Source organism: Paenisporosarcina sp. HGH0030, assembly GCF_000411295.1.
Lineage (GTDB): Bacteria > Bacillota > Bacilli > Bacillales_A > Planococcaceae > Paenisporosarcina.
This window is the reverse complement of the sequence record NZ_KE150421.1, coordinates 2,089,334-2,106,376: the sequence shown is the minus strand read 5'-3', so window position 1 is coordinate 2,106,376 and position 17,043 is coordinate 2,089,334. Positions and strand designations below refer to the sequence as shown.

Genomic DNA, 17,043 nt, shown 5'->3' with positions numbered 1-17,043 from the left:
AAGATAATTTTACGAGGTGATGGAATGAGTTGGATAGAAGCGCTGCAACGCTCAATAGATTATTTGGAGAATCATTTAGAGACTGCTTTCAAAATGGAGGATGCCGCTGCAGAAGCGAATGTATCTGTATTTCATTTTCAAAGAATTTTCATGGTTCTGACGGACATGAGTGTGATGGAGTATGTACGCCGCCGCCGGTTGACTCTTGCTGCAGAGGAACTCGCATTGACGGATGTGCGAGTAATCGATGTGGCATTCAAATATGGTTATGAGACACCGGAATCTTTTGCGAAGGCATTCAAGCGGCAGCACGGGTTATCGCCCTCTGAAGCGCGATCTTCAAAAAAAGGATTCACTTCCTACAATCGTTTGGTCATCTCTGTACAATTGAAAGGGGCGTTACCGATGAAGGTACGAATAGAAGAAAAAGAGGCATTTCCGATTATTGGTGTGAAAAGAGAGTTCTCGTGTGAAAACGGGGAAAATACACGAGAGATTCCAAAAATGTGGCAAGAAGTTCATCAAAACGGAGTGGATGACGAATTGGTCGCGTTGAATAATGGCGCAGTGCAAGGAATGCTTGGAGTCTGTCGCATGATTGATACAGCTGCAAGTACTTTAGAGTATTGGGTTGCTACTGCTTATGATGGAGACGAGGTTCCAGCACGTTATGATCGTATGGAAATTCCCGCGGCGACTTATGCTGTTTTTGAAGTAGTAGGCCCGATGCCTCAAGCAATTCAATCAATGTGGGAGAAAATCTACAGCGAATGGTTCCCGTCGAGCTCTTATCGCCCAAGCGGTTCAGCTGAAATGGAAGTTTATTCGATCGAAGATGCCAGTCAGGCGGATTATTATTCAGAGATCTGGATTCCTGTCGTAAATAAGTAGACCTTTACTGTGACAAATCTTTGAAGACCCTTTCGATAAAATCACTTGATTAGGACGGTATGACTGTACACTCTACCCCTCGCCTCTCTATAATGAGGGGTGTAGAAAGCAGGAGGGGTTAAAATGTCTGAAAAACCACTTAAGCGATTTCGTTTCATGGGATTATTGGAAGGCAGTTCTCTATTAATCTTATTATTCCTGGCGATGCCATTAAAATATTTCTTTGGAATGCCAGAAGCTGTGAGAGTCGTTGGTTCAATCCACGGGTTTCTGTTTGTCAGCTATTGCCTGGTAATTGCGTATATGACTTTTATCGTGAGATGGCCGTTTATTTATAGCGTTATCGCTGTGATTGTTGCCTTCATTCCGTTTGGCAATATCATATTCGATCGCAAGCTTCAAAAATTGGAAACAGTATAGACACTGGTAAGATTCATATCTTACTGGTGTTTTTTCTATTGATTCCAAAGAACCTGCTCGTAATCATGTATAATAATACTTATTTTGGAAATCTTGTTTGCTTAATATATAGGTAAGATAAATGTAGAGAAACTACTGAGAATGATAATCCAGATGAATGATGAAAGGAGCACATGATGAAATTTTTCCACACAGCCGATTGGCATTTAGGTAAGTTAGTACAAGGAGTTTCAATGACGGAAGAACAACGATACGTGTTGCAACAATTTACTGAGGCGATTGCCGAAGAAAAACCGGATGCCGTTATTATCGCGGGAGACTTATACGACCGGGCAGTACCACCGACGGACGCGGTGAATTTGTTGGACGAAGTACTTGAAACGATTGTATTGAAACTGAAAACACCTGTCATTGCCGTTTCGGGGAACCATGATAGCCCGGGGCGTTTGAACTTTGGTAGCCGTATGATGAAATCGAATGGTTTTTATATTACGGGTCAATTGAAGAAAGAATTAGAGCCGATTGTGCTACAGGATGCACACGGAGAAGTTCATTTCCATCTAGTTCCGTATGCTGATCCTTCTCAAGTTCGGCATGTATTAGAAGATGAAGAGATCCGCACACATGATGATGCCATGAAGAAAATGGTTGCACATATTAAGTCTTCGATGGATTTATCTAAGAGACATGTGCTGGTAGGACACGCCTTTGTGACACCTCACGGGGAAGAAGAGGAAAACACGAGTGATTCGGAGAGGCCGCTTGCAATTGGTGGAGCGGAGTATGTAAGTGCTTCACACTTCAAAAAGTTCCACTACACGGCACTTGGACATTTGCATCAAGCCCATTATGTTATGAATGAGACGGTCCGATATTCGGGCTCTCCACTGAAATATTCAATTTCTGAAGAGCATCATCAAAAAGGTTTCCATATAGTTCAGATGGACGAGCTTGGAAATGTCAGTGTAGAAAAGCGTTTACTCAAACCTAAACGCGACATTCGCACCGTTGAAGGAAAAATGGAAGACATTTTGCAGCATGAAATGAATCACGATTATGTGTTTGTGAAATTGCTGGATGAAACACCGATTTTATTCCCTATGGAAAAGATTCGCTCGGTTTATCCAAATGCAATGCATGTAGAACGTAAACTATTGTCTGCTGTAAAAGATAATGAAGAAACCACGGTAGGTTCACGTCGTAAAATGGATGACTTAGCGTTATTTAACGCTTTTTACGAAGAAGTAAAAGGGGTACCTGCATCGGAAGAAACTGAGGATATTTTTAAAGAAGTGCTTCAAGAGTTCTTACTGGAGCAACAGGAAATCACTAGCCCAGGTAAGAAAGAAGGGCTGACAATATGAGACCCATTACCTTAAAGATGACCGCTTTTGGTCCTTATAAACATACCGAAATTATTGATTTCAAAGAACTTAAAGGCAACCAATTATTTGTCGTATCCGGCAGCACCGGAGCGGGCAAGACAACCATCTTTGATGGGATTTGCTTTGCCTTATATGGTTCGGCAAGTGGTTCGGATCGAAGTGAATCACGTATAATGCGCAGTGACTTTGCAGAGGACCATGTCCATACATCTGTAGAGCTGGTATTTGAAATGCATCAGCGAACGTATCGAATCCTACGCCAAATAGGGCATGTGAAAAAAGGCAATAAAGGAGCGACGGGTGAAAAATATGAGTTTTATGAAAAGCTAATAGACCGTGAAGTTCCATGTGTTGAACGGCAAATCGTGTCAGAAATTAATGATAAAGTCGATGAAATTATTGGGCTAACAAAAAATCAGTTCATCCAGATTGTGATGCTGCCACAAGGCGAGTTTCGAAAATTACTAACTTCTGAGACAGAAAACAAAGAAGATATTCTACGGAAAATCTTTAAAACCGAGCCTTATAAAATGATTAGTGAACGACTTAAGACAAAGAAAGCACTTGCTGAAGAAGAATTGAAAATTGAGCAACGCACGACTAACAGTTACATTCAAAATATCGCTGCATCGTTTCCGAAACGCGAATCCACCATATTTGAGGTGCTTGCTCAGGAACACTACAATATTCACCAAGTCATTTCGGGATTGGAAGAAGAAGTTTCTTTCTATGAGGAGAAAATCCGCCAAGATCACTTTAAATACGAAGATGCTTACCAGAACCATACAAGTAAGTCAGGTGAATTCCATGAAGCCAAAAGCTTAAATGAACGATTTGAGGAATGGGAAACAAAAGAACAGAAACTGCAGGCGTTGACGGACCAGTTACCTTTATTTGAAGGCAAAGAAAAGCAGCTTGAACAGGCAGAACGAGCAAGCGTAATCGAAGGAATCGAACGAAACTATAAAGAACTTCAAAAAGAAGTACTGGAGAAACAGCAGCTTTGGGATGGAGCGGTTACTTCAGAGGCAAAAGCAAAGGAAAAGTTAGCGCAGATGAACCTTCAATATATTGAAGAAGAGAACAAGCAGGAGATTCGTGAAAAATTAAGCGAGTCACTTGTCCGTTTATATGATTTCTTGCCAATAGTAAAAGATATGACTTCGAAAGAGTCCGAGTTAAAAGTTATGGAGAATGAAGTCGATAAATTATCAGTAAACGTCAAGGAAATCGAGGAACAAATAAACTCTAAAAATGAAGCTGTTACAGCTATAAAGCTTGATATGGATCGGCTCGAAAATCAGTTGATTCCATTTGATGATAAGTTACAAAAACTTAGCGAGTTAAATGAACAATGCCGAGTGTTAAAAGAGTTTCTGTCCATTCAGCAATCAATGAAAACACTAGAAACTGAAACTCTTGATAAAGAAAGACGCTATAATACGGTGAAAACAGAGTACACAACGCTTGAAAATGAATGGTTTGCTAATCAAGCTCGAGTTTTAGCGGCTCATTTACATGACGGAGATGCATGTCCAGTATGTGGCAGTGTGGAGCATCCAAATAAGAACGAGCAAGATCAAACTATTGCTCCTTCGAAGGAACAACTGGATCAAGTAAAATTGACTTTGAATCAAGTAGACAGTTCCTATCGAAATGCTTCAGCCAAACAAAACGCTATGATGGAGCAACTCTCGATTAAAGGGCAAGAAGTAGCTGGGTTCGGTGTTGATTTAACGCATTCTGATAAGGTCTATGAAACTTTGGATGAATCTCGTCTTAAATTTGATGTTGAAGTGAGTCAAATGCGAAAAGATAAAGACGTGCTTCGAAAAATAAAACTACAACACCAAGAGCTGTCACTAGCTGTACAAGAGTTGGATGTTAAAAAAAATGAGATAACAAAAAATCATCAAGAAGCACAATCTATTTACGAAAAAAGCAAAGCGATTTATGAAGATAAATTACAATCGATTCCAGCCGAAGTGCGTATCTTGTCTCAATTAGAACAACAAGTACGTGAAACAAGTGAACGCAAAACCAAACTTGAAAATGCATGGAAAGCGGTGCAACAACTTCTTCAAGAAGCTAGGGAACAACATGCTTCTTCTGTTTTGACGATTGCACATACCGAACAAGCTTTGCAAGAAACACAGGCTAAACTAGATAAGACAAATGTTGCATTTAATAAAGCCCTCGAGTCCTCGGCTTTTGAATCAGATGAAACTTATCAACAAGCGAAGTTAAGGGATTCAGAGAGAACTTCATTGAACGAGCAAATTCTGGAGTTTAAACAATCTCGACATACACTGATTGAACAAGTGGCTGAATTGTCCATAAAACTTGCAAACAAAACGAAAGTCGATTTAAACGATTTGCAAAATGAACTTGCTTCTTTGAAGGTAGTCTATGAAAAGGCGTTACAGGAAGTAAATCTATCAAATGATTATAAAAAAGCAGCGAACAATCTAATTAGTAGCATAGTGTTATCCAGTAAAAAAGCCATTGCGAAAGAACAGGAATTCAATCAAATCACCGACTTGTATGACGTGATCAGAGGCCAAAATGGAATGAAGATTTCATTTGAACGATATTTGCAGATTGAATACCTTGAACAAATTATTGTGTCGGCGAATGAACGATTGAAGAACTTATCGAATGGACAGTTCCATTTGATTCGAAGTGAACGGCAAGAAGCAAGAGGAAGACAAAGTGGTTTGGGACTAGATGTTTATGATGCGTATACGGGACAAACACGCGATGTCAAAACGCTTTCCGGAGGAGAGAAATTTAACGCCTCATTGTGCTTAGCGTTAGGTATGGCCGATGTCATTCAAAGTTTCCAAGGTAATGTTTCCATCGATACGATGTTCATTGATGAAGGATTTGGATCGCTGGACGAAGAATCATTGAACAAATCAATCGACACACTAATCGACTTGCAAAAATCAGGTCGTATGATTGGCGTCATTTCTCATGTTCAGGAATTGAAAACAGCTATTCCAGCGATATTGGAAGTGACAAAGTCGAAAGAAGGCTATAGCGAGACACGATTTGTTATTAAGTGATTAGACTCGTGTTTCGGATGGTGGTTTTCTGATTGTTTGCAGACAACTTGTTTGAATATAACTACAGATGTAAAACCAGTACCTCATAGAGATACTGGTTTTTTGTATGTAAATATGCTTGATTTATTAAAGATAATTCAATTTATAGCCAATATTACAATTAACACCTTTAGAAGTTATTAAGTTTCCCTCCAGTAAATATTGGAAATGTGGGCAGTTGTAGGGGAAATAATGTTCGGTAATAATTACCACCATTCCCTATATAATTTGCATGCTATACTCAAAAAAAGTTAAGCCAAATACATAACGACCCTTCGTGCTGTTGCTTTAAATAATGAGCCAACAGTTTGCAAGCGCTCTACCTACATATTTTTACATAGTAGACCTTACCAAAACATATTTCAAAATTTGTACCAAGTGTAAGAAAAAAATACCAACTAATTATTCACGAGGAGATGAACTTCTATTAAAAAGTTTACAAGAATTTTGATTCTATCATTTATGTTAGCGCTTTCATTTTCGGGAGTCGCAGGTGCAACATATTCAGTGCATAAAGGTGATACATTAAACGGCATTGCTTATAAATACAGAATGGGCTATCAGGATTTGCGATCATTAAATCCGCAAATCAAAAATCCTCATCAACTTAATATTGGTCAATCTATTGTTGTTAGAACACCGGACAAAGCATCCGATCTTGTTGACTATGCAAAGGTTCTTAAAACACAAACGAAATACGTATACGGGGCAGATTATAGCCTAGCGCCTTACAAAGCAGATTGTAGTAGCTGGACTAAACATGTCTATGCTAAATTTGGCGTGAACTTGCCTAGAACTAGCCGTGAGCAATCACATATCGGAACGTCAATTTCATTTAAGAATATGAAAAAAGGGGATTTAATGTTCTTTGCGAGCAACGGCAAAACTATTTCTCATGTAGGGATTTATATGGGGAATGGGCAATGGATCAGTAATCTAAACACGGCAAACAGTGTACAAACTTTTTCTGTCTGGGGACCATGGACACAAAAACACTTCATGTGGGCACAAAGAGTACTATAATATTCATCCCATATTTCTAGAAAAGCGCATCTAATTTATGTGATATTTTACCAGCAACACTAAAGGACTGACGTTATTCATCGTCAGTCCTTTAGTGTTGCTATTAACCCATTTGATACTTATTTTAACTCCCGTTCAATCGAAAACAAAGAGCTCTCAACTTATATTGTATTAGTTTACACTTTCCCTCAATTTACACTATTTGAAAGCAGTATTTTCAGCCGGAATATAAAATTCAAACGTAGTAGAAGGCTGTGAATGAACGAGTGTGTCATTTATTTTCCGAATGGTCAATATTGCGTTTACTGTATACATTCCTGCCGGCACTCTCTCCGCTTCATTCGTTTTGTAATTCCAGATACTTTCAAATTGAATTTGTTCTCCTTTGTTTAACGTTTTATATTGAAGTGCTTGGAGAAACATTTTCCCTTTACTAAAATGATACACTCGTTCTCCTTGGGCATTATACACTGAATAGTCATAAGACTGACTCGTTGGAAATTCTAGAATTATTGGCTGCTCACTATTATTTTTAACTGTAAAAGTAAACGTAGCTTGATCTACATCTACTGTGACTTTTCCATCCCATTTCAATTCTGTTATGACCCTAACCTCCGTATTTAAAGTTTTATGGTTCCTTACGACGAAAATCATCCGAAAATTGGACAGCAATTCTCCATGAAATGATACCCCTTACTTATAATGATTAAACGAGTTCGTTATTTTTTCGGTACTTCTCCAAAAAGCGCAAATGTAGGATAAACAACAATAAAATTTTAAAGAGCCAATAAAAAAGAAATCCAGTGACTCTAAGAGTTATTGTATTATTTTATGAAGAATATTGGTGCCCGAGAATTAAAGTGTATCTTCTTTTTCAACTTCTGTATCGTCTTTATCCAGATGATAAATGGGTGAACCTTCAGCGACCATATTTTGAGAAGCAATAAAATCTTGATTTTGACGTAATTCCATTTCCTTTTGACTCACATATTCAGGTTTCATCGTCAAATACTCCCCTAATATAGTTTTTTAGAAGTAGTATATGAAAGTTGTCAGAAAATAATTACGAACTCATGAATGGGACACCATTCGTGGAATTTTCGGTCTATTTACAATGATAAGGCTAGCGAGGGAGGCTGAACTTTTCATTATGTGTATAGACTTCTAGTAACTTTTAATTACAGCATTACTTGTCAGGATGAAAAATCTTATTTAGGGGCATATTTCGAAATGAGAGGAAAGAAATAATACTCTGAACAAGGGAGAGCTAAAACATGCCGATGTCTTATGAACAGGTAGTAAATGTCTTAGATGAGTTTCCAGAGTTAAAGCGTAAAGAAGTCTCGAATAATCGCTCGACCTATTATTATCCCAATAGTCCAATTCGCAAAGAGAATGTATTACAAGAATTGCATTTATCGGGAAATGGTTATTTATTTGTTGGCTATTTGTCTGAATATCGTCATCGTATGGATAAAAGACAGTTCATAAGCATTAAAAAGTTTACAGAACCTGAGTTCAGAGATGCGCTAAAGCAGGTTTTGCAGTCATTTCATGAAAAATCAAAAGCTTGATTGAAATTCGTATTTTCTTATTTCTATCACTAAATTAGATAATAGAATCCAGCATGTAAGTAATTTGCTGGATTCTTTTCTATTTTCGAAATCGTTGGGAAGCAACATCTAAACTGAATAATTCTCCCACGACAAGCTGGCAAGAGGATTCAAGGAAGGAGAATAAAAACAAAAGAGTTTGGTCAGAAACCATCCTTTGCCATAGTGAGGTATTGGTAAAATGTGAAAAAGTAATCGTCGAAAAATCACATACAAATGAATAGGTTTATTTTTTTATCGTATTTAATCTAAAGATTTCTCCAAGTCCTTGTCCACAATAAAAACTTCAATTCGTTCACCCATCTTGGTACTTATATCTGCATGGCTTGAGAGTACCTTACAACCTGTACATTTTTCAACTATGCCCTCAAAATCCTTACTGTACATTTCGCGCAGGACTTGTCGCATCTGTTTAACCAGTTTCCGTCCGTTGTCATGAGAAACAAGATGTTTTTCTTCCACGGTAAGAACCCCTTTAAATCGTGCAATCACCATATCTCCTACAATATAGGTCTTCGTTTCTTGTGGGCCACGACCGAGTAATTCCCGTTGCAGCTTTATAAATGCTTCACTTAAATCAGCTTCTAACTTTTTCTTCTGTGAGATTGGCAACTGTATTTCCTCCGGTGGACTGTATTTTTCATCTTCTTAACGACTTATCTTACTGAGGTGTTGTTAAAGTTGTCAATATGAATTTATTTTTATAGTCACACAGTTAAAATACAAACGTAAAAATTCCTGACTAATAGGAACTTTGAATTTTCTGATCTATATTGAATATTCAAAAGTCTAAAAATAGTTCTAATTACCTGTATACATAAAAAAGAGTCAAGAGTAATATACATTTTATTAACAGAAAATAACATATCGGCTTAGTCCTGAGCAATCAGGAACGGAGGAACCAATTTTTTGGGGTTAATTCTACAGTTGTCTGTAGAAAGGATGAGATGCTCTTTCGCCATCCTACCCGTCAGCTAACTTCGTCGGCTAAAGCGGAGGAGGTCACAAGACCACCTTGATTTCGAGAGTCTTTTTTTGTTGCCTTTTTTAGGCGGAAAAGGAAGCTCGGGGACTGTAGTAGGTCTTTTTATATGTTTATTAATATATGATTTTTAGCTAGAGTGCCAACTTCTTAAGGCACTTTAACTGAACTTTTGAAAAAGGAAACAGGAAGACAGAACGCAAAGAGAGCTAGAGCTATTGCTTGCTGGGCGTTAAGTAGGCCAATGTGTACTTTTTCTCCAACAAAGTTGAATTTCAAAAATTTTCATCGACACATCCCACTGGGGTGTGGATTGAGATGGATTTGTTTGCATTTAACTGTGGGGAAGAAGTAAACATTGGCCTATTTTTTGTTTCCAGGCAAACGCTCGAAACCATTCAAAGATGTGCGTTTTGTACGGACAATTTTAAAGGAGGTGATTTTTGAAGACGGAGCTTGAGAAAAAATAATTCACAAATAAAGAGAGGGAGATAAAGTATGGATATCGTTTCAATTGCATTAATTATTTCATCTTTTGCAGTATTTTTGGGGTTCATTCATTTTTGCGACAAAGTTGTAGATGAACAAGGGAGCGGAAAGTAATGATTTTCTTATTGATTCTAGTCGGAGGACTAACAGTTTACCTAATCGATGCCTTAATTCATCCTGAGAAGTATTAATTTTTTAAATAGATGGAGGAAACAAAAATGGATTTTTTACAAATAGGAATTGTATTACTACTGGTTGTACTACTGGCAATTCCGATGGGGCGCTATATTGCCAAAGTATTTTCTTTGGAAGAAACAAAGCTTGATAAAGTTTTTGGTGGCGTAGAAAAAGCCATTTATAAGATGTCGGGTATCTCGATAACGAGCATGAACTGGAAACAATATGCAAAAGCCTTATTGATTAGTAACATCGTCATGTTTGCCACTTGTTACCTCATTATTCGTTTGCAAGGGATATTACCGGCCAATCCAAGTGGGATTGCTGCAATGGATCCTCTCTTAGCCTTCAATACAGTAGTAAGCTTCTTGACGAATACGAACTTACAGCATTATAGCGGGGAATCAGGGTTATCTTACTTCTCCCAAATGACCGTCATTATATTTTTGATGTTTACAACACCGGCAACGGGTCTTGCCATATGTTTGGCATTCATGCGTGGAATCACTGGTCAAAAAAGTGTCGGGAACTTTTATGTTGACCTAGTACGGGCAAATACACGTATCTTAATCCCGTTATCCATAGTTGTAGGACTGCTTCTAGTTGCTCAGGGTGTTCCACAAACGATGGGTGCCACAATATCCGCGACAACAGTTGAAGGTGCGGTGCAGCAAATTGCGCGTGGACCTGTTGCAGCGCTGGAATCAATTAAACACTTAGGTACAAACGGTGGAGGATTCTTTGGTGTTAACTCGGCTCATCCTTTTGAAAATCCAACACCATTTTCCAATGTCATAGAAATTCTGGCCATGTTCTTGATTCCAACTGCTTTGCCATTTGCATTCGGAGCAATGGCTAAAAGCCGTAAACAAGGGGTCATCCTATTTTCAACCATGGGACTCATGTTCCTAGCCTTTTTATCACTTACTTATTTTAGTGAAGCAAGTGGAAATCCAGAACTGGAGAAAATTGGTCTTTCTCAAGAAAATGGAAGTATGGAAGGCAAAGAGGTTCGTTTTGGAATTGCTCAAAGTGCCTTGTTTACCACAGTTACAACCGCAGCGACGACAGGAACAGTAAATAACATGCACGATACATTAACACCCCTAGGAGGCTTCGTTCCATTAGTGTTAATGATGTTCAACAGTGTATTCGGTGGAGATGGAGTAGGCTTCATCAATATCATGATGTACTCTATTCTTGCCGTATTCTTGGCAGGATTGATGGTAGGTCGAACACCCGAGTTCTTAGGAAGAAAAATCGAAGCAAAAGAAATGAAATTGATTGCGATTACCATATTGATTCATCCGTTAATTATTCTTGTTCCCACAGCAATCGCATTGGCTACTGAGATGGGCTCATCAGCGATTTCGAATCCAGGATATCACGGGATTTCTCAGGTTGTTTATGAGTTTACATCTTCGGCAGCAAACAATGGTTCTGGATTTGAAGGGTTAGGAGATAACACACCGTTTTGGAATATATCAACTGGTTTGGTTATGTTGTTTGGCCGTTACTTCTCAATGATTGCGATGATTGCAGTAGCTGGTTCATTATTGGCCAAAAAACCTGTTCCCGAAACAATGGGTACTTTTAAAACAGACAACAGCACATTCCTAGTCATCTTACTGGCAACAGTTGTCATCGTAGGTGCGCTTACATTTTTCCCTGTACTTGCGTTAGGACCGATTGCTGAATGGTTAACTATTCGATAAGCAAAGAAAATAGAACATAAAGGAGTACCCCAATGAACACAACCCGTAAAGCTACGCTGACTAATGATATTGTCAAGCGGGCAATAATTGATTCGTTTAAAAAACTTGATCCACGACTTATGGCGAAAAATCCAGTCATGTTCGTCGTTGAAATAGGATTTATTGTTACGTTATTTCTAACAATTTTTCCAACGATGTTTGGCGGAGAGTCCAATGCCTTTTACAACGGAATCGTCAGCTTTATCCTATTGGTTACTATTCTATTTGCCAACTTCGCAGAAGCTTTGGCTGAAGGAAGAGGAAAAGCGCAAGCGGACAGCTTGAAAAAAACAAAACAAGATACAAAAGCAAAGCTGCTCCAAAAAGACGGAAGCTATAAAATGGTCAGCTCAACTGACTTAAGAAAAGGGGACATCGTTGTTGTTGAAGCGAACGAATTGATCCCGAGTGATGGAGAAATTATTGAAGGTGTTGCTTCTGTTGACGAGTCAGCAATTACTGGTGAATCTGCACCTGTCATTAAAGAATCAGGCGGTGACTTCTGCTCGGTTACTGGTGGTACACGAGTAATAAGTGATAGCATCAAAATTCGGATAACGACAGATCCAGGTGAATCTTTCCTTGATCGAATGATTAGTTTGGTTGAAGGGGCGAAACGTCAAAAAACACCGAATGAAATTGCACTGAATACATTGCTCGTTAGTTTAACGTTAATCTTTCTAATTGTTTGTACAACATTATTACCCATTGCATCTTATGTGGATGCGACCATTCCGATCTCAACACTAATTGCCTTGCTAGTTTGTTTAATTCCAACAACCATTGGGGGCCTTCTTTCAGCTATTGGTATTGCAGGAATGGATCGGGTTACACAGTTTAACGTGATTGCAATGTCAGGTAAAGCAGTAGAAGCTGCTGGTGACATTAACACAATCATCCTTGATAAAACAGGAACAATTACATTTGGTAACCGAATGGCTGCAACGTTTATTCCAGTAGAAAATGTAAATCAAAAAGAATTAAATAAAGTGGCTCTTCATACTTCACTCTATGACGAGACGCCAGAAGGCCGATCAGTCGTTGAGTTAGCAAGAAAAATGGGTGTTTCTGTATCAGAACTAAATGTAGCCGGATCTGAGGGGGTAGAGTTTAAAGCGGAGACGAGAATGAGTGGAACGAACTTTGCAAACGGGCGTCAAGTCCGTAAAGGTGCAGTCAATGCCATCAAAGATTACGTAATGAAAAAAGGTGGAACAGTTCCAAGTGATTTGGATGAGAAAACGAAGGAAATTGCGATGGAAGGTGGTACGCCGCTTGCCGTAGCAGATGGTAACCGAATTTTAGGATTAATTTATTTAAAAGATACAGTTAAACCAGGAATGAAAGAGCGTTTTGATGAACTAAGAAAAATGGGAATAAAAACGGTGATGTGTACTGGCGATAATCCTTTAACAGCTGCAACTATTGCCCGCGAAGCCGGGGTTGATGATTTTATTGCAGAGGCAAAACCAGAAGATAAAATTGCTGTTATAAAAAAAGAGCAATCTGAGGGTAAACTTGTTGCGATGACAGGTGATGGAACCAACGATGCCCCAGCTCTTGCTCAAGCAGATGTTGGTCTTGCCATGAATAGTGGAACAACTGCTGCTAAAGAAGCTGCTAATATGGTTGATTTAGACTCGGATCCAACAAAAATCATTGAAGTAGTGGGAATCGGAAAGCAGTTGTTAATGACAAGGGGAGCATTGACAACCTTCAGTATTGCAAACGATGTAGCAAAATACTTTGCCATCATTCCTGCGATGTTCATGGTAGCTATTCCTCATATGGCTGCTCTGAACATTATGAATTTGGCAACACCGCAAAGTGCGATATTGTCTGCACTGATCTTCAATGCCATCATCATTCCTTTGTTGATTCCTTTAGCAATGAAGGGCGTAAAATATGTTCCGATGAGCTCGACTAAGCTTTTAAACCGCAACCTGTTTATTTATGGGTTTGGCGGAGTTATGATTCCTTTTATTGGTATAAAAATAATTGACTTGATGCTAGTTTTGATAAATTTAACATAAAATAATGAAGGCAAAGGTGACGAATCATGTTAAAAAACTTACGATTAACGCTCGTGTTACTTTTTATATGTGGGGTAGGTTACCCATTGGCGATGACAGGTTTTTCGCAACTAATTATGCCAGCAAAAGCAGAGGGAAGCTTATTGACGGATCAAGATGGGAAAGTAGTTGGATCTGAGCTAATCGGCCAAACATTTAATGACCCAAAGTACTTTTCTGGAAGAGTTTCTTCTATAGATAATAACGCAGCAGGTTCTGGGTCCGGAAACTATGCGCCTTCGAATGAAGATATGATTGAACGAACTAAATCGGATATTGACATATTTCTAAAAAATAATCCTGATATTCAAAAGAAAGATATTCCAGCAGATTTATTAACCAACTCTGGATCAGGACTGGATCCACATATTTCACCATTAGCTGCTGAGATACAGGTTCCTCGAATTGCAGCTGAAAGGGGAGTTAGTGAAGAAGAATTATTAACAATAATTAAGGAACATACGGAAGGACGTCAGTTAGGTGTGTTTGGTGAACCACGTGTAAATGTATTGAATCTCAATTTGGCTCTTGATGAATAGCGATAAGTAGGAGAAAAGGGAGAGTGAAATGACTCTCTCTTTTTACCTTGCAAAAGGAAGGTGATTGATACATGGTAGACCAATTTCGGAGGAAGTCACCTGAAGCACTGCTTCAGGAAATAGTGAAAGTAAATAAAGGTCACTTGAAAATTATTTTAGGAGCAGTGAGCGGGTCAGGTAAAACCTATCATATGTTACTAGAAGGGAATGCAATGAAAAAGAGTGGGATAGATGTCGTGATTGGACTAGTTAGTGTATCGAACCATCCAAAAACAGTTGAACAAATTGGACAGCTTGAAAATATTGCTCCGATTGAGTGGAACAATGAAGGAATAATAAAATGTGATTTAGATATGGAAGCGATTCTTGCGCGAAATCCTGAATTAGTTCTTGTAGATGAGTTAGCACATCGAAATTCCCCACAAGCTAAAAATAAAACAAGATTAGACGATGTTTTAGAATTAATCAATAAAAAAATAAGTGTGATTACAACGGTCAATATTTATGATTTGCAAGGTGTACGAGAAGTAGCTGAAGAAACTTTAGGTGTTCGCGTACAGGTTGATCATTGTGTCCCCGAAGATACATTAGATTTAGCTGATGAAGTAAAACTCATTGATGTGACCCCTGAATCCATACTAAAGCGATTACATGATGGAACAATTGAAAGAACCATTGTTACATCAAAAGGAAGAGATAAATTATATTTGCGTGACAATCTTGCGGTTCTTAGAGAGCTCTCATTAAGGTTTGTAGCAGAAGAAGTAAATGAGGTATTGGATTCTTATAGAGAAAAACAAGGGATGTTAGGAGCATCAGGTGCCTCTGAAAAAATTTTGGTATCCGTTCAATACCATTGGAACGGGTCCATCTTAATCCGTCGAGGCCAACAAATAGCCAAGCGACTAGGAGCAGAACTCCTTGTTGTCTGTTTTCGTTCATCAAAAAGAAACCTCACCAAAAATGAAGAATCGTTCAGACGCGAGATAAAAAAACTTGTGGGAAAAATAGGTGGTTCTTTTGAAGAACTTCCTATTATAAATGAGGATGTAGCTGATGAAATTTACAATTACGCTACGAAGAAAAAAATCACCCGTATAGTCGTGGGGCAAACAAAACGTAGCAGATTGGAAGAAGTGATGTATGGGTCAATTTTGAACAAAATACTACGAAAAACAAAAAATATAGATTTATTTATCGTAGCAGATCGTGCAGAAAAAGAAGGAGAACGGATTCTACCTGCAAAAAAATCAGAAATTCCGACGTCAGATCCATACCGACGACTATCACATAAAGAACTTGAAAATGAGGTACATAAAATTAAAAATGGCACCTTAAAGGTTTACATCGGCTCTGCCCCAGGAGTTGGTAAGACATTCACGATGCTTCGTGAAGCAAATATCTTGAAGCGAAATGGAATTGACGTAGTGATAGGCTTATTGGAAACCCACGGAAGAAAAGAAACGCTGGAACAAGTTGGTACCCTTGAGTTCATTCCTAGAAAAAAAGTGAAGTATAAACATGTCATTTTAGAAGAAATGGATACAGAAGCTATTTTAAAGCGTAACCCTGAGGTTGTTCTTGTCGATGAAATCGCCCATACGAATATTCCTACTAGTAAGTATTCAAAAAGATATATGGATGTCGAAGAAATAATAAAGTCAGGTATTTCAGTGATTTCTACTATGAACATTCAACACTTGGAAAGTTTAAACGATAGTGTTGAACAAATTACGGGAGTGCGAGTTCGCGAAACGGTTCCAGACAATATTCTTCGAATGGCAGATGAAATAGAATTAATCGATATTTCAGCTAAAGCTTTAAGAACACGGATGCGGCAAGGGAATATATATGCTGCAACGAAAATTGAACAATCCTTAAATAATTTTTTTAGAACAGGTAACTTGATTGCGTTACGGGAATTGGCGCTACGTGAAGTAGCAGATGATGTTGACGAGAGATTGGAGTCTCTGGAGAGAAGTCGAACGTTAAGAGGACCTTGGCGGAAACAGGAAATAATATTTGTTTGTGTAAATTTAGGGAATGACAGTGAACGGCTAATTCGAAGGGGATTCCGTATTGCTTATCGATTGAAAGCCAGGTGGTATGTAATTTATGTAAAAGATCATGCTGCTCTTTCAGAATCAGAGGAATCTATGTCAAATAAAGTGAAGTCATTAACAGAAAGACTTGGCGGAGAGTTTGAGATATATGAAACATCGCATCGAAGAAAAGTCGTGTATGAATTAGTTCAAAAGCTAAATGAAAGAAAAGCAACACAAGTCATTATTGGACAGTCAGCTAGAACACGTGTGGAAGAAATCATGAAAGGATCGGTAGTTCAAAAGCTATTGCGTTTAGTCCGACATTTAGATGTGTTAGTTGTTGCTGATTATAAGTCTGAAAAAGACAAAAATTTTTGAAGCTGTGAGCAAAAACATATTCTATCAAGTTTACCAAACTCTTAATGTTTGAAAATAGCACATTGGTTGATATGTTGTTCTACTCTATTTAAGAAAAAATAATAGAGTAGAACAACATAGTAAATTGGTATAATCTCTGGATTAAATGGATATAGTGACAGTAATCTA

14 protein-coding genes and 1 riboswitch are annotated in these 17,043 nt (G+C 38.3%); of the genes, 11 read left to right on the top strand and 3 right to left on the bottom strand.

The genetic code is table 11. The annotated features are described in order from the left end of the window. The first annotated feature begins 24 nt into the window (after nt 1–24). The 5 genes from HMPREF1210_RS10115 (at nt 25) to HMPREF1210_RS10095 (ending at nt 6,826) form a co-directional block, all read left to right on the top strand. On the top strand, nt 25–891 hold the full coding sequence (locus tag HMPREF1210_RS10115; RefSeq protein ID WP_016428576.1) for an AraC family transcriptional regulator: 867 nt from the start codon (nt 25–27) through the stop codon (nt 889–891). A 123-nt stretch (nt 892–1,014) separates the two neighbouring features. Then, entirely contained in the window at nt 1,015–1,311 is a 297-nt protein-coding gene (locus HMPREF1210_RS10110; protein WP_016428575.1) for a DUF3817 domain-containing protein, read from the top strand. Between the two features lie 176 nt (nt 1,312–1,487). Beyond that, nucleotides 1,488–2,675 (top strand): exonuclease SbcCD subunit D, encoded by a 1,188-nt coding sequence (locus tag HMPREF1210_RS10105; RefSeq protein WP_016428574.1) that lies wholly within the window; start codon nt 1,488–1,490, stop codon nt 2,673–2,675. Beyond that, on the top strand, nt 2,672–5,764 hold the full coding sequence (locus HMPREF1210_RS10100) for an AAA family ATPase (protein ID WP_016428573.1): 3,093 nt from the start codon (nt 2,672–2,674) through the stop codon (nt 5,762–5,764). Before HMPREF1210_RS10105 ends, HMPREF1210_RS10100 begins: the two co-directional genes overlap by 4 nt. A 546-nt stretch (nt 5,765–6,310) precedes the next feature. Then, a complete protein-coding gene (locus tag HMPREF1210_RS10095; protein ID WP_231391079.1) occupies nt 6,311–6,826 on the top strand; it encodes a LysM peptidoglycan-binding domain-containing C40 family peptidase in 516 nt (171 codons plus the stop codon). Nucleotides 6,827–7,024: 198 nt separating this feature from the next. Here HMPREF1210_RS10095 and HMPREF1210_RS17365 read toward each other — a convergent pair whose 3' ends face one another. Then, nucleotides 7,025–7,420 (bottom strand): BsuPI-related putative proteinase inhibitor, encoded by a 396-nt coding sequence (locus tag HMPREF1210_RS17365; RefSeq protein WP_016428571.1) that lies wholly within the window; start codon nt 7,418–7,420, stop codon nt 7,025–7,027. A 261-nt stretch (nt 7,421–7,681) separates the two neighbouring features. Next, entirely contained in the window at nt 7,682–7,828 is a 147-nt protein-coding gene (locus HMPREF1210_RS18220; RefSeq protein ID WP_016428570.1) for a hypothetical protein, read from the bottom strand. 272 nt (nt 7,829–8,100) lie between these two features. On the opposite strand from HMPREF1210_RS18220, the gene HMPREF1210_RS10085 reads away from it, so the two are divergent. Then, entirely contained in the window at nt 8,101–8,400 is a 300-nt protein-coding gene (locus HMPREF1210_RS10085) for a hypothetical protein (protein WP_016428569.1), read from the top strand. Between the two features lie 282 nt (nt 8,401–8,682). On the opposite strand, the gene HMPREF1210_RS10080 is transcribed toward HMPREF1210_RS10085, so the two are convergent. Beyond that, entirely contained in the window at nt 8,683–9,051 is a 369-nt protein-coding gene (locus HMPREF1210_RS10080) for a DUF2294 domain-containing protein (protein WP_016428568.1), read from the bottom strand. Nucleotides 9,052–9,298: 247 nt separating this feature from the next. Next, a riboswitch (cyclic di-AMP (ydaO/yuaA leader) is annotated at nt 9,299–9,442 on the top strand. Between the two features lie 581 nt (nt 9,443–10,023). On the opposite strand from HMPREF1210_RS10080, the gene HMPREF1210_RS18660 reads away from it, so the two are divergent. The 5 genes from HMPREF1210_RS18660 to HMPREF1210_RS10060 all read left to right on the top strand — a co-directional run bounded on the left by HMPREF1210_RS18660 (nt 10,024) and on the right by HMPREF1210_RS10060 (nt 16,875). Next, nucleotides 10,024–10,101 (top strand): potassium-transporting ATPase subunit F, encoded by a 78-nt coding sequence (locus HMPREF1210_RS18660; protein ID WP_081637833.1) that lies wholly within the window; start codon nt 10,024–10,026, stop codon nt 10,099–10,101. Nucleotides 10,102–10,128: 27 nt separating this feature from the next. Next, nucleotides 10,129–11,802, top strand: coding sequence for a potassium-transporting ATPase subunit KdpA (gene kdpA, locus HMPREF1210_RS10075; RefSeq protein WP_016428566.1), 1,674 nt, complete (start codon nt 10,129–10,131; stop codon nt 11,800–11,802). 32 nt (nt 11,803–11,834) lie between these two features. Further along, nucleotides 11,835–13,874: a potassium-transporting ATPase subunit KdpB gene (gene kdpB, locus HMPREF1210_RS10070; RefSeq protein WP_016428565.1), complete on the top strand. Its 2,040-nt coding sequence runs from the start codon at nt 11,835–11,837 to the stop codon at nt 13,872–13,874. 26 nt (nt 13,875–13,900) lie between these two features. Beyond that, nucleotides 13,901–14,452 (top strand): potassium-transporting ATPase subunit KdpC, encoded by a 552-nt coding sequence (gene kdpC, locus HMPREF1210_RS10065; RefSeq protein WP_016428564.1) that lies wholly within the window; start codon nt 13,901–13,903, stop codon nt 14,450–14,452. Nucleotides 14,453–14,523: 71 nt separating this feature from the next. Next, nucleotides 14,524–16,875: a universal stress protein gene (locus HMPREF1210_RS10060; RefSeq protein WP_016428563.1), complete on the top strand. Its 2,352-nt coding sequence runs from the start codon at nt 14,524–14,526 to the stop codon at nt 16,873–16,875. Nucleotides 16,876–17,043: the final 168 nt, after the last annotated feature.

Bases quoted from the DNA above. Each gene is read 5' to 3' on its own strand.
- HMPREF1210_RS18660 (WP_081637833.1), top strand. From the start codon at position 10,024: ATGATTTTCTTATTGATTCTAGTCGGAGGACTAACAGTTTACCTAATC.
- HMPREF1210_RS10110 (WP_016428575.1), top strand. From the start codon at position 1,015: ATGTCTGAAAAACCACTTAAGCGATTTCGTTTCATGGGATTATTGGAA.
- HMPREF1210_RS10105 (WP_016428574.1), top strand. From the start codon at position 1,488: ATGAAATTTTTCCACACAGCCGATTGGCATTTAGGTAAGTTAGTACAA.
- HMPREF1210_RS18220 (WP_016428570.1), bottom strand. From the start codon at position 7,828: ATGAAACCTGAATATGTGAGTCAAAAGGAAATGGAATTACGTCAAAAT.
- HMPREF1210_RS10085 (WP_016428569.1), top strand. From the start codon at position 8,101: ATGCCGATGTCTTATGAACAGGTAGTAAATGTCTTAGATGAGTTTCCA.
- HMPREF1210_RS10115 (WP_016428576.1), top strand. From the start codon at position 25: ATGAGTTGGATAGAAGCGCTGCAACGCTCAATAGATTATTTGGAGAAT.
- kdpB (WP_016428565.1), top strand. From the start codon at position 11,835: ATGAACACAACCCGTAAAGCTACGCTGACTAATGATATTGTCAAGCGG.
- HMPREF1210_RS10060 (WP_016428563.1), top strand. From the start codon at position 14,524: ATGGTAGACCAATTTCGGAGGAAGTCACCTGAAGCACTGCTTCAGGAA.
- kdpA (WP_016428566.1), top strand. From the start codon at position 10,129: ATGGATTTTTTACAAATAGGAATTGTATTACTACTGGTTGTACTACTG.
- HMPREF1210_RS10100 (WP_016428573.1), top strand. From the start codon at position 2,672: ATGAGACCCATTACCTTAAAGATGACCGCTTTTGGTCCTTATAAACAT.
- kdpC (WP_016428564.1), top strand. From the start codon at position 13,901: ATGTTAAAAAACTTACGATTAACGCTCGTGTTACTTTTTATATGTGGG.